This window comes from Nitrospira sp. ND1, from assembly GCF_900170025.1.
Taxonomy (GTDB): Bacteria; Nitrospirota; Nitrospiria; order Nitrospirales; family Nitrospiraceae; genus Nitrospira_A.
Map to the genome: position 1 here is coordinate 2,399,595 of NZ_FWEX01000006.1, position 13,465 is coordinate 2,413,059.

11 protein-coding genes are annotated in these 13,465 nt (G+C 60.8%); 6 read left to right on the top strand and 5 right to left on the bottom strand.

The features are described from left to right. Positions 1-69: 69 nt before the first annotated feature. The 6 genes from NSND_RS16205 (at position 70) to NSND_RS16230 (ending at position 6,004) form a co-directional block, all read left to right on the top strand. Positions 70-1,083 carry a methyltransferase gene (locus tag NSND_RS16205; protein WP_080879982.1) on the top strand — a complete coding sequence of 338 codons (1,014 nt, stop codon included), beginning with the start codon at positions 70-72 and terminating at the stop codon, positions 1,081-1,083. 222 nt (positions 1,084-1,305) lie between these two features. Beyond that, positions 1,306-2,169 carry a carboxypeptidase-like regulatory domain-containing protein gene (locus tag NSND_RS16210; protein WP_080879983.1) on the top strand — a complete coding sequence of 288 codons (864 nt, stop codon included), beginning with the start codon at positions 1,306-1,308 and terminating at the stop codon, positions 2,167-2,169. A 73-nt stretch (positions 2,170-2,242) separates the two neighbouring features. Then, complete coding sequence (locus NSND_RS16215; protein WP_080879984.1) at positions 2,243-3,709, top strand: hypothetical protein; 1,467 nt, start codon at positions 2,243-2,245, stop codon at positions 3,707-3,709. A gap of 44 nt (positions 3,710-3,753) precedes the next feature. After that, entirely contained in the window at positions 3,754-4,560 is an 807-nt protein-coding gene (locus NSND_RS16220) for an SHOCT domain-containing protein (RefSeq protein ID WP_080879985.1), read from the top strand. A 90-nt stretch (positions 4,561-4,650) separates the two neighbouring features. Beyond that, complete coding sequence (locus tag NSND_RS16225; RefSeq protein ID WP_080879986.1) at positions 4,651-5,448, top strand: SAM-dependent methyltransferase; 798 nt, start codon at positions 4,651-4,653, stop codon at positions 5,446-5,448. A 22-nt stretch (positions 5,449-5,470) separates the two neighbouring features. After that, positions 5,471-6,004: a Slp family lipoprotein gene (locus tag NSND_RS16230; RefSeq protein WP_143833589.1), complete on the top strand. Its 534-nt coding sequence runs from the start codon at positions 5,471-5,473 to the stop codon at positions 6,002-6,004. A 79-nt stretch (positions 6,005-6,083) separates the two neighbouring features. Here the strand turns inward: NSND_RS16230 and NSND_RS16235 are convergent, their stop codons facing one another. The 5 genes from NSND_RS16235 to NSND_RS16255 all read right to left on the bottom strand — a co-directional run bounded on the left by NSND_RS16235 (position 6,084) and on the right by NSND_RS16255 (position 13,244). Further along, a complete protein-coding gene (locus tag NSND_RS16235; protein ID WP_080879988.1) occupies positions 6,084-6,839 on the bottom strand; it encodes a TerC family protein in 756 nt (251 codons plus the stop codon). 211 nt (positions 6,840-7,050) lie between these two features. Then, on the bottom strand, positions 7,051-8,097 hold the full coding sequence (locus tag NSND_RS16240; protein WP_143833590.1) for a hypothetical protein: 1,047 nt from the start codon (positions 8,095-8,097) through the stop codon (positions 7,051-7,053). A gap of 503 nt (positions 8,098-8,600) precedes the next feature. Continuing rightward, entirely contained in the window at positions 8,601-9,455 is an 855-nt protein-coding gene (locus NSND_RS16245) for a CBS domain-containing protein (RefSeq protein WP_080879990.1), read from the bottom strand. Between the two features lie 92 nt (positions 9,456-9,547). Continuing rightward, the gene (locus tag NSND_RS16250) at positions 9,548-12,346 is read right to left on the bottom strand and encodes a cation-translocating P-type ATPase (protein ID WP_080879991.1); all 2,799 of its coding nucleotides are present in this window, start codon (positions 12,344-12,346) and stop codon (positions 9,548-9,550) included. Continuing rightward, the gene (locus tag NSND_RS16255) at positions 12,339-13,244 is read right to left on the bottom strand and encodes a universal stress protein (RefSeq protein WP_080879992.1); all 906 of its coding nucleotides are present in this window, start codon (positions 13,242-13,244) and stop codon (positions 12,339-12,341) included. The genes NSND_RS16250 and NSND_RS16255 overlap by 8 nt, the downstream gene beginning before the upstream one ends. Between the last annotated feature and the right edge of the window lie 221 nt (positions 13,245-13,465).

Sequence of the window (13,465 nt, forward strand, 5' to 3'; positions counted from 1 at the left end):
GTGTTGACAGGGAGTCACGAACGACGTAGCCTCTGACCGTTTTTTTCTTTTCATTAAAAGGAACACATTATGGCCACCCGTCAAATGAATCCTGATCGGATCATGCAACTCGGGTTCGGGTTTTGGGGATCGAAGACCTTGCTGAGCGCCGTCGAACTTGGTCTGTTCACGGAACTCGCCAAACGGTCGCTGGATGCCAAGGCTCTTGCAAAGCGGCTGGAACTGCATCCGCGAAGCGCGAGGGATTTTTTCGACGCATTGGTCGCCCTCGGGATGCTGAAGCGGGTGGGCACGCGCTATGCGAACACCTCTGAGAGCACGCTCTTTCTGGATCGTGCCAAACCGTCCTATGTCGGCGGCATACTCGAAATGGCCAACGTCAGGCTCTATCCATTCTGGGGATCGCTCACGGAAGGGCTCCGGACCGGGAAGCCGCAAAATGAAGTGAAGACGGGAGAGGATTTCTTCGGCACGTTGTACGCCGATCCGCAGCGGCTGGAAGGGTTTCTCAAAGCCATGACCGGACTCAGTCAGGGTACGGCGCGGGCCATCGCTGCGAAGTTCCCGTGGAAGCGTCATCGTTCCTTCGTCGACATCGGCTGCGCGCAGGGCGGTGTGGCGGCGGAGATCGCGCTGGCCCACAAGCATCTGTCCGGGCAGGGCATGGATCTGCCGGTCGTGCGTCCGATCTTCGAGGCCTATGCGAAGTCCAGGAAGCTGGAGAAGCGGCTCACGTTTCATGCGGGAGATTTCTTCGAAGATGCGCTTCCGAAGGCCGATGTCCTCATTATGGGACACATCCTTCATGACTGGGATCTCAATGAGAAGATGATGCTGTTGCGTAAAGCCTATGCGGCCTTGCCCCAGGGCGGGGCGTTGATCGTTCATGAAGCGCTGATCGACGATGCCCGCAAACAGAATGCGTTTGGATTGTTGATGAGCCTGAATATGCTCATCGAGACGCCCGGCGGATTCGATTTCACCGGTGCGGATTGCATCCAGTGGATGAAGAAGGCCGGCTTCAAGCGAACCAAGGTGGAAAACCTGGCAGGGCCGGATTCGATGGTGATCGGTATCAAGTGACGCTGGGGCTCAAGGGGAAGCGTCAGCGCGCCGCGAGGTTCTCCATGCCGACGCCTTGACAAGGAGCAACCGGGAAGCGTAGCGTTTCTCCCGTTTCGACAATCTACGAGGCCAAAGAGCGTTCCGCTCAAGAGCCCGAACGACCCGTAACCGGGTGGTTCGGGCTTTTTTATTGTCTACCGCCGGGGCATCCCGCACCCCGGCCTGTGCAGGAGGTGTTTCATGTCCGGACAAGGTTCACGCATCAACCGCCTTCTGTTCTTTCTGGGCTTGTGCTGTCTGGGAGGGGTCGCTCCGGGGTGGGCGGACTATGAGGTGGTCGAGGTATCCGACGGTGGCACGGTGAAAGGCCGGGCAGTCTGGAAGGGGGCGATCCCCAAGGTGCCGCCGCTCAGAGTGTTCGCCGATCTCGATGCCTGCGGGACGCAGGTGCCGTCGCCGGTGCTGCAGATCGATCCGGCCACGAACGGCATTCAGGATGTGCTGGTGTATCTTGAGCGGGCGGAACGGGGAAAGGCTGCCGAGGCCATCTATCGCCTTCCCATGGGGAAAGGAGCGGCGGCGTCCACAGCGCAGACCTGCCAGTTCCAGCATCCGGTCTTTCCGTTTGTGCGTACGTCACAGGTCGGGCTGATCAATTTCGAACCGGTGCTGCACAATCCCCATTTTTTCACTGAAAAACAGGGCAGCCTGTTTAACCTCGCCCTGCCGACTCCGGATCGAGAAATCACCACCACGCTGCTGCGTGCCCGCGGAGTCGGATTACGGTTGCTATGCGATGTGCATGTGCACATGAACGCCTGGGCGGCGGCGTTCGATCACCCCTATTTCGCCGTGACCGATTCACAGGGGCGTTTTGAAATCGGCGGCATCCCCCCGGGATCGTACACCCTGGTCGCCTGGCATTCCGGCTATAACATTGTCAGGTTCACAGCCTCTCGTCCGGTTTATGACGAGCCCCATGTCACCCGGAAGACGGTAACGATTGCACCGCAGGGTCTGGTCGAATCCCAATTCGAATTTCCTGTCCGTCCGGTCGAAGTCGATTGGAAAATTGCCGGTGGGGAGGAACTTCCGCCTGAATAACCAACCGCTTGGCCCGACCGACGCTGGGGCCGATGGAATTTGCGACGACACAGTGTGTGATGGGAGGGAGCCGATGACGTATTCAACTATACATGTCAGGGGGGCAATCGCGGCGCTGCTCGTCTTGTTCGTGCTGGTCAGCTACGAATTGAGCGGCCTCGTACAGAAGGCCGAGGCCATTCCGGCCTTCGCGCGCAAGTATGATTTTAAGTGTAATGTCTGTCACGTGCCGGGTTTCCCGAAGCTGAACGATTTCGGCAATCTCTTCCGGGATCGCGGCTATCAACTCGGATCCGATGCGGACTCGCCGGTGTATGAAGGGATCGGCATGGGCTATTGGCCGGTGTCGCTCCGTACCACGGTCGGGTATCAGGCGGCCCAGGTGCGGACGGACGGGAGCGGCGTCACGACCGGCGGTTTCGGTTTCACCGGGCTGGACCTGTTGAGTTTCGGCACGCTGGATCGCAATCTGGCCTTCGGCGTCGTCTTCACGCCCGGACTCGGCAGCGCAGGCTTCGGGACGGGCGCGTCGGATGGCGACTTGGAAGCGGCGTTCGTCCGTCTCATGCGGCTCGAACGGTTTCTGGGCGTGAAGAGCGCGAGCGGCGATTACCTGCTGAATCTCAAGGCCGGCAAATTCGAACTCGACCTTCCGTTCAGCGAAAAACGCAGCCCGACCTTGAACACGACCTTTGCCATGTACCATTACATGCCGGGGACGCCCTACACGGCGACGATCGGCGGCACGTCCACCAGTTCCTATCTCAATCCGAATACCTTTGCCATCGGTGAGAATCAACCAGGCGCGGAATTGTCGGGCATCAAGAAGACGGCAGGGACCGACGGGTACTTTCGTTACTCCCTCTCCGCCCTGGCGACGAATAGTTTTTCGGGCCCCTTGGGCGGTTGCGCCTCCGGCACCACCTGTGGAACGGGTGGAAGGAACGTCAATTTTTACGGCCACGTCACCCAATCGTTCGGCGGGTATGGCATCGTGACCGGCCAACGAATCGGTCTCTTCGGTGCCTACGGGACGGCACCGACGCTGGTCAATCCCACCTGTCCGACTTGCCAGGCCGTGGCGGGCAGCGGGCAACCGTTCAGTCGTCTGGGGGTGGATGTCAGCCTGACGTTGAATGGGGAATGGAACCTGTTCGGTGCCTGGATGTGGGGCAACGACAGCAAGAACATGTTCGTCTCCCAAGGCATTGCCGACGCGCAAAACGCCTCATGGAACGGCGCCTTTGTCGAACTCGACTATGCGCCGGCCCTGTTGCCTTTGTTCGATATGCCGGATTGGTTTTTTGCCTATCGGTACGATCTCATTCGAAACAATCGCCAGGGCGACCCGACCTTTGCGAAGAACTATAACAACGTCGATTCCCATACGCTGTTGGTCCGCTACTTCATTCATCATTCGACTAGGACCGACCTGGCCTTGCATGCCGAGTACAATAGCTACCGCACGACCGGAGTGGGAGCCAACGGCGGCGATCTCCTCGGCCAGACGATGTTGGTCGGGTTCGATTTTGCTTACTGAACGAGCCGGCAGAGGCACACTGGTAACGGAGGAGGGGAACCTTCATGCGATGGGGTAAGGCGGGATGGCTTTGGCTGTGTTTGGTATCGGTCGGTTGCGCGGCTGCGATTCCTCAGGCCGAGCCTCCCTGCTTCTCCTGCGACGACCAGCGGTTGGTGCGAATTGTGCCGCTGGCGAAGCTTCGGTCGAACGATCAGGGGAGGCGATTTCAGCATCCGGTGACTCTGACGCAAGCAGAGTGGGAGACACTCCTACGAGGTCTGATGGTGCGCAGCGTACACAGCCCTTTGCTCGGGCCGTCGTACCAGGGCGCCACGGAACCGTTGTTTCTCGATGAAGAGGTTCGCGCTCTGGGATCCTCGCTCCGGCAGGCGTTTCAACAGGCAACGGAGCAAGAGGCGGTCGTCTTCGCGACGGCGCGGGCGACGGATGAGGGCCCGGCGCAAGTGACGTCAGGAGCCTGGTTTGCCGAGGCCGGCCGAATCCATCTACGGTTGCCCAACTGCCGAATAGCCGTGACCATGCCGTCCATACGGAGGCAGATCTGGATCGATCCGCTATTTGCGCAGGCCGGAACATTCTATGAACTGGCGCCCGGGAAACACCAGGCCTTGGTGAGCAAGCCGTCCGGTGGCGGGGGGCTGTTTCGCCCCGATCCGGTGGAACTGGTGATCGACGATTCCGGACGCAGTGAGGCGGTGGTGCCGGCTGTACCGGAGGGAACGCCCACGGTTCCCTCGGCTTCCTCGTTGGAGGAACGGCTTGCCGTGCTCAAGCGCCTTCACGACCAGGGGTTGATCACGGGAGAGGAGTATCGCCTGAAGAAACAGCAGCTGTTGGATCGGTTGTGAAAGGGACGAGCTATCCCTCCGGGATTCGCGATTGAGCAAGCCGGAGAGAATTCTGATTTCCTCGCACCTCTTCGAGTAAGATGCCGGGGCATGAAGGCTCAGGCGAAGACATGGACCCTCCCCACGCAGGATGACTGGTCGACTCCGTTTGCCGAGGTGTTGCTGGAGCAGCTGGACCTGCGTCCCGGTCTGACGATTCTCGACATCGCTTCGGGGCACGGTATTCCGGCCTTCTATCTGGCGGAGCAGGTCGGAGAGACCGGCACCGTGATCGGTATCGATGCCAGTCGAAGCCAGGTCGCGAGTGCGCGCGCCATTCAGCGGGGCGAGTTGCCCTGGCTGCGATTCGACTGTCAGGACATGCGCGCCATACCTGCATCGTTCCCTACCTTTCAACGTATCACCGGCAATCTCTCCGTCATGTTCCTGCGCCCGAACCGCTTTGAGGCGATGCGCGGATTGATCGACCATCTGGCGCCGGGCGGTCAGGCGGTCCTGACGTTCCCTTCCCTCGGCACGTTCGACTCCATCTGGCGACGGATCGATCAGGAAATGGGCCGATACGGACTTGTCATCGAGCGGGAACGATTGGCAGCCCATGTGGCGGAGCGGCCATCGGCGGCAGAAGCGCGTGGATGGCTGGAGCGGCTTGAACTGGAGCGGATCGCCGTCGTCGAGCAGCCGTTGGAGGTTGTCAGCGGGTCCGGCCAACGGTTCCTCCAGCATCCGCTTCTCCGAGGCGGGTTCCTCGACGATGCCTATGAATGTTTCGACGATCAGCGGCTGGCGGAGGAGGTGATGACGCGCGTCTCACTGGATCTGGAGAGCATGACTCCGTTGATTGCGCAGCGATGCGCCGTCAGTGGTTGGAAGCGCAGCGTATCATAGTGTCGAAAAGCGGGAGGTTGATGTGAAGGTACGGATCAATCGAATGCTGACGGGACTCATGGGTCTTGCGCTGTTGTCGGGATGCAGCTCGTCCTTGCCTGCTCGATACATTCAGCAGGCGGAATCCGACGTCACGCTGACTTCCCTCATGAAGTCGCCGGGAGCCTATCACGGTAAGACAGTCATTCTGGGAGGGGTCGTGGTGGATCAGCAGCAGGACGGCCAGCGTTTGTGGCTCCATGTCAGAAATCGCCCGCTGGACAAGGACTACCGGCCTCATCGCCCGATCGTCAATGAAGGGCCGGAGGCAGGATACTACTGGATTTCGGTGCCGAACGCCGTGACATTGCCGCCCAGATGGAAGCAGTGGGCGCGGGTGACGGTGGTCGGGCGGGTCACGGATCCGAAGACGGCCGCGCCTTCAACCGAACCGGTGCTCAACTTGGTATTCATGCGAGGGTGGACCATGGGGCAGGCTCAGCAAGGCGGCGCGCGGGAGGAATCGGTGGGTGCGAACAATCTGCTTTCTGTGCCGGAGGGCCTTCACGGGGAGTGAGGGATCCCGCAGGCTTCGAGGCGTCGCCTCCACCTGCCGATGCCGGGGCCGATTCACCGTCCCCGGCCGACCGGCAGTGTTATTGCCGCCGCTCTTCCGCATAACGACTGTGGAGTTTGACCGGCGCAGCCCGCTTTCTTCGCATGCGAATGTTGAGCATTTCCACCGTGACGGAGAAGGCCATGGAGAAGTAGATATAGCCCTTCGGCACATGCACGTCGAACCCTTCGACCATCAAGGTCACGCCCACGAGAATCAGAAACGAGAGGGCCAGAATTTTGATCGTGGGGTGTTTATCCACAAAATCCCCGATGGCTTTGGCCGCCATCAACATCACCACCACGGCGAGAATGATTGCGATCGCCATGATCGAGACATGTTCGACCAGGCCGACCGCCGTAATCACCGAATCCAACGAAAAGACGATATCCAGGAGCGCGATCTGAACAAGCACCATCCCCAGGCTGGCAGCGGCGGCCGGGGTCTCGCCGCCCTCGATCCCCTCCAGGCTGTTGTGGATTTCGTGCGTGGCTTTGGCCATGAGGAACAGGCCGCCGCCGACTAGAATCAGATCCCGCCCGGACACGCCGTGGCCCAAGATCGTCACCCAGGGATGGGTGAGTCCCATGACCCAGGAAATGGAAAACAAGAGTCCCAGGCGCGCCATCATGGCCAGGCCCAGGCCCACTTGGCGTGCGACGGCGCGCTGATGCTCGGGGAGTCGTCCGACGAGGACGGAGAGAAAGATAATGTTGTCGATCCCCAGCACGATTTCCAGCGCGGTCAAAGTTCCCAGGGCGATCCATATTTCAGGATTGGCAAGCCAGTCCAACATCAGCGGCTCCATTCGTGAAAGAGAGGGCGAGCGGGTCGATCTGTCATGCGAGGATGTGTAGCATACGATACGTATCGAGGAAGTCTACCGTTCCAAGCGGGTCTACGCAATGAAAACCAGTCGATAGGCGGTGTTGGGTGAGCGAATGGATCGACCGCGGAGGTGGCTATGGGAACGGCCGTTCCTTCAGGAAGAATCGGAGCCGTCGGGGCTAGATCGGCTGTTCGGGACGGGAAGCGCGGTGTTGGAGCGTTTCGAGGAACAGCAGGTTCAGGTCCTGGGTCATCAGATTGACGTGGGTTTTGAGCAGGCCCAGCATCTCGCCGCGATGCCGCAGCTCGTTGATTCGATAGATCCCGCCTCTGCCGAAATACAGCCCGGTCAGACGTTGTTCTTTTTTCGAGCCCGGTTTGCCCAGACGGGTGCGCCAGGTCCCAATGATATTGTCTCGACGGCTCCGTTTGCCGTTCGGGCGGACCGGCCCGTTCAGATACCGCCAGACCGGCTGCGGGAACTGCCGACTGATGGTTCCGCCTTGCCACACGTCTGCCATGAGATTCCGCCCGTGCTTGAACTCATAGGCCTGGTCGCCGCCCAACGCGGCCACGCCGAACCCTAAGGCGGCCACGCTTCCGGATAGGTCGATCAGGCCGGAGAGAATCTCCGACCCCAGCAGCAGGAACGTTCCCGCAAAGACACCGGAAATGGAGTCGGCCAGAATGGCCATGATCGTCCGGCCCTGCTGAATGTCGTTGCGGACTTCCTCCAGCTGCGACGCCAGATCTTCGGTCCGCGCCTTCTCGCATTCCAATTCGGCGGCGATGCTGTTGGCCTCGAAGAGCGCGAGGAGCAGGCGATCGGACAATTCCTGTCGTACCGCGAGGGAGTGCAGTAACGCGCCTTCCATTCCCCCCGCCATCTCATCTTCCAGCAATTGGGATTTCACGAGGAGGTCATGGACGCCGATGATGGAGGCCATTTCCCTTGCCCGTGGTGAGAACCGTGAAGGAGTGACGGGTTCGCTGAGCGAAGATGTTGTGAGGCTGTCGATTCGATAGGTCGCGCCCGTGACCGGCAGGGTCACGACTTGAGTCGGCGGACTGGTCGTGGGGACGCAATGGCTTTCCGTGATGTCGTCATCGTCATCGGCTGTCCGGACATGAAGTCCGCCGGCGCAGCCCTGCATCAGCGTGAGCAGCAGGCAGCAAGCGAGGATGCCGGGATGGGTTCGATATGACTGAGCTGTGTTCGCTGGCACGGTAGCCATTCGCGTTATGAACGATGTCTGCCGAAAGGGATGTCGATCGAGCACGCACGCATGCAATCAGCACTGCGCCTGCTCCGCCCGGGATCCTCTGCGTTCCGGCAAGAGAACATGAGCCCTCGCGCGGATAGGTTCTCTTCCAGCCTGAAGGATGCAGATATCCTGTCATCGACGGTACCGGAGAAAAATGAAGCCAGCATGAAGGGCGGATGAACGGTCGATGAATCCGGCACCGGACCGGACGGCGCAGATCTCGATGGCGGCAGGACCGGGCAGGGCTGAGCGATGACGGAGCACGTCCGCAGATAAGAGCGTTTGGCATAGAGCTCTTAGCGTATGGCCGGAAATCGAGAGTGGGTCTCTACTCGCCGCTATACGCCATCAGCCATACGCTCTGACCCCCGAGGAGGCTGAACGAGAACAGCTTCGCCGGGCGAGAAGACCGGACGCCGGAGCAGGTATTCATGAATGGTCCGGGCTAGGTCGCCATGACCCTGTTAAGTGGTCGATCCCCGCTTCAGAAAGTCCGGGCGATCCCGGATAGCGACCATCTTCACCAGGTCGCGGATCGACAGGACTCCGACGACCTTCTCATGGTCCGTGACAGCCAGGTGGCGGATTCGTTTCGCGGACATCCGTTCACTGGCATCGCGGATGGTGCGATTGATGTCGATGTCGACCAACGGCGAATTCATGAGCGCGCCCACACGCAGGGTCAGCGGATCAAGCTGATAAGCCAGCAGTTTGCGCACCAGGTCGCCTTCGGTGATGATTCCCACGAGCTCCTCGGCTTCCATGACGAACAGCGCCCCGATGTGTTTATCCGCCATGCGTTGCGCCGCCTCGAGGGCCGTTTCGTCGCTGCCGATGGTTTCGATGGCAGTTTTCATCAAGACACTCAACGGCCGGTAGACATTCGTGAGCGCCTGCACCGGCCCGCCGTCTGCATCGACGAAGTGCCTCACCAGATCGCGTATCGAGATGATTCCGAGCACATCCGTGCCTTCGGTCACCACGAGGTGCCGCACGTTTTTACTTTGCATCAAATGACTGGCATCGACCATCGGACGAGTCGGCGCGATCGTGATGAGGGGACTGCTCATGATGTCCGCCATGCTGGTTCGAGAGGGAACGCGGCCCGGCGCCAGTACCTTGGCCACGAGATCGGTTTCGGTGACGATTCCCGCAATCCGACAATCGTTGTGCGGACGATCGAAGCATTCGATCAGCACAGAGCCGACGCTTCGCGTCCGCATTTTGGTGGCGACGGTCACGACGGAGGTATCCTGTGGGACGACCTCCAATTGGCGGTGCATATAGTCGCTGACGTGCTGGCCCGATACGGTCGTCATAGGAGCTCCTTTTCTTCAACATGAATTTCGGTGGCTGGCATCGCGAACGTGCACGATTGTCTCTCATCGGTCTCAATCGATCCAGGCATACGTCACGTCCCCCGACCGGGTTGCAGAGAGAGTCGAGCGCCCATTCGCCCGCGGACGAATTTCTGAAGTTCGTCTGCCAGGAGCAAGCCGATTGCCCCTACGGCCAACGGCCCGAAGATCCAGGCCGGGAGCGAGGCGGTGCCCAAGACCAGATGTCCGACCGGACTGTAGGTCATGATGAGCAGGATGGTCAGTTCGACGGCGACACCCACCAGGATCAAGGGATTGCTGAACCAGCCGAGCCGGAACGCCGCGATGCGATCGGAGCGGCAGGCAAAGACATTGGCGACCTGGGCCGCCACGATACCGGCAAAGGTGACGGTGGTTGCTTCCTTATACAAAGGGGAATTCCAGTCGAGCGCGGCTCCCCAGCTCCAGCCCTGGCTATATAAATAGAGAAAAAACCCTCCCATGGCAATGCCGGCTTCGATCAATCCCAAAAAACCGTAGGCTCTCAGGAGCACATCCCGGCTGAGGAGTCGTTCGGTGCGGGGTCGTGGGGGGTCGTCCATCACCCCGTCCTCCGGCGGTTCCGCGGCCAGTGCCAGTGCCGGCACCATGTCCGTTCCCAAATCGACGGCCAGAATTTGCGGGACCGTGAGAGCGAGCGGCATCGACGAGAGTCCGAATCCCAAATACGGTACGATCTCCGGGACGTTGCTGGCCAACACATAGGTCACGAACTTGCGAATATTGGTATAGACGGCCCGGCCCTCTTCGATGGCATGGACAATGGTGGCGAAATTGTCGTCGAGCAGAATCATGGAGGCCGTCTCTTTGGCCACGTCCGTTCCGGCAACACCCATGGCGATGCCGATGTCCGCGGTTTTCAAGGCCGGCGCGTCATTGACCCCGTCGCCCGTCACGGCGACCACTTCGCGCATTTCTTTGAGCGCCGTGACGATGCGCATTTTATGTCGGGGCGCCATGCGGGCGAAGATCGGATCCAGTTCGTCTGTCGTCGTCGGCGTGAGTAAGCGGCGTAGCTGGTCGTTGTTCATGGTGTCAATGTGGGCGCCTTCGATCACCGGTACAAAGCGGCTAGGCCCTGTCGGCGCCGAGTCGGGCGCAAGGCCGATCTTCTGCGCAATCGCCAGCGCCGTCAGGGGATGGTCTCCCGTAATCATCATGACGCGGACCCCGGCCCGCCGGCATTTTTTGATCGCGTCCGGTACTTCACGGTGTGGCGGGTCCATCATGGCGACGAGTCCGAGAAACGTCAGTCCCTGTTCTACCGTGTCGGCCTCCAATTGCTCCACGCCGCGTTCGACTTCTCGCATGGCCACGGCCAGCACCCGGTACGCCTGCTGAGCGAAGGCCTGACTCTGGGCCAGCACTTTTTTGCGGCAGTCGACGGTGAGCTCGGCGGGTGCCGCCGATCCCTGCTGCCTGGTGCACAACGGCAAGACCGATTCCGGCGCGCCTTTGGTGAAGGCGAGCAGCCGACCTTCGCTCCAGTGCAGCGTCGTCATCCGTTTGCGATCCGCATCGAAGGGGATTTCGCCCATTCGCCGGAGCGGCGGGCGGTGGAGGAGTCCGTGGTCCGCGGCAAACTCCAGCAGCGCCGTCTCAGTGGGATCGCCGGTGGTGCGGCTACGTCCGTCCGGGTGGCGCGTGCGCTTGGCGTTGTTGCAATGAACGATGGCGTCGAACAGGGGCCGCCAGCCTTCCGATTCGGGCGCGGTGATGAGGCGATTCCTGGTGAACAAACAGCCCTCTCGCGATTCGACGACGAGGTCGTCCACGTAGAGCCTGTCGAGCCGCATCCGGTTTTCCGTCAGTGTCCCGGTCTTGTCGGTGCAGATCACGGTGGTGCACCCCAGTGTCTCAACGGACGCGAGGTGTTTGATGAGCGCTTTGCGCGCGGCCATGCGTTGGCTGCCCATGGCGAGGGCCAGGGTGACGGTGGGCAGAAGCCCTTCGGGCACATTGGCGACGATGATGCCGATGCCGAAAATCGTGCTCGCCCAGAATCCCAATCCCATCCCGACGCCGATGGTGAAGAAGATCAGACCCATCAGCAGTGAGAGCCCGGCGACGACATGCGTCACCTTGACGATTTCCTGTTGGAGCGGGCTCAGCCCGGTTTGTACCGTTGTCGTCAGATGCGCGATTTTGCCGAATTCGGTGTTGAGGCCGGTGGCAAAGACCACGCCCTGGCCATGGCCGGAGAGGACCGTGGTTCCGGCGAAGGCCAGATTCGCAATGTCGAGCGGATGGCCGTCGGTGATGGGATCGGCCGACCGTCGTTGCGGTTTCGATTCGCCGGTGAGAGAGGAGTTATCGACGCGCATGCCGACGGCTGCGGTGAGTCTCGCATCGGCAGGAATCTGCTCACCCTCTTCCAGCACGAGCACATCGCCCGGTACCAGTTCGCTGCGGGCAATCTGTTGCTGTTGTCCGTCGCGAAGGACCCAGGCTTGGGCCGGCAGCATGCTGCGTAAAGCCTGAACCGCGCGTTCGGCCTTATACTCTTGCAGGAAGGCGAAAATGGCATTGATGAGAATCACGCCGAGGATGGCCCACCCTAGCGTCGCCATGCCTTCGCCGGAGTGGAGGGCATCGGCAACGAACGCCAGGCCTGCCGCCACCCACAGGAGCAGCGCCAGGAAATGCGTGAACTGACGCGCAAAGCGGCTGATGAGCGGCATCCCGCGCAATGCCTGCAGACTATTCGGCCCGTACCGGAGGGTTCGTCGCCGGACGTCGTCCGACGAGAGGCCCTGCGGGGTGGTGGCGAGCGCGCGATACACCTGGCTCGGAGCCAGGCGGCAGACTTCTAGCGCAGTCAGTTCAGGCACGCCATCCTCGTACGATGAGCACCGAACAGGGGGCATACTTCAGCAGCGTTTCCGAAACGCTGCCCAACTGAAGCCGTTCGGACCCCGTCAAGCCTCGTGAGCCTGCCACGAGCAGATCCACCTTGCCGGAGGTGGCCTGTTGGATGATCGTGTCGGTCACATGATCGACCTTCACCTGCGTCGTGACGGCGCAACCTTCGGCCAGGAACCGATCACGTAAGTTCTCTACGACCTGTTCGGCGGCCTGACGTTTCGGGACCGAGATCTGCTCCACCTGGTCCTTCGACAGGTACTTGGCCGCTAGTTCCGTCATGGCCGGTTCAACGACCGACAACACCGTGACGTGCGCGGATTCCGGAAGAAAGCGCTGGCACAGAAAGCGGCAGGCGCCTTGGGAGTGTTTCGAGGCATCCGCCGCAAAGAGCACGTGAGAGAGGGCTGTGAGCGGCCGTTTTACCACCAACACCGGGCAGGCAGCCAAGGCGCTGACTTTACGGGACACACTGCCCAGGAGGTAATGTTCTGCGTCGCTCAGGCCGCGCGAGCCGAGAACGAGCAGATCGGCTTTTTTCTGCTTGGCCAGCTTCGTGATGGTATCGGCCACGCGGCCATGGGCGAGGATCGTGTCGATGGCTGTGCGAGGCTTCGTGGTCGCCTGCTTCAACGCGATTTTCGCCAGACTTTCGAAGCGCCGCAGAATCTGGTCGCCGGCCTTCGTCATGGCGGCGATGGCCTGTTTCGAGACAGCAGCGTGTTTACGGGCGGCGGATTTCAACGATGCGCTGTCCACGACATGGACCAACGTGACGGAGTCGGGCGGGCGGCTGGCGACCGCTTCCAGCATCTGCACGCTCCACTCGGCAAACTCCGATCCATCCACCGCGATCATCATCTTCATGTGTGGTTCTCCCAGGTTGCAGTACCGCTCCGGGATGGGGTTTGCATCGGGTATGCCTGAATGCGGTCTGATCACGAAGCGGTAATTGCGTGCGATGCCAGGCGGTTGGCAGGTTTGCCGGGCAGTCGTCGTAGGCAGTTGCGGCGTTTTGCAGCAGTGGGCGGGACGATATTGGGGTAATTGGCATCAGTGAGAGGGGAGATCTGAATCGCGACGGTCCG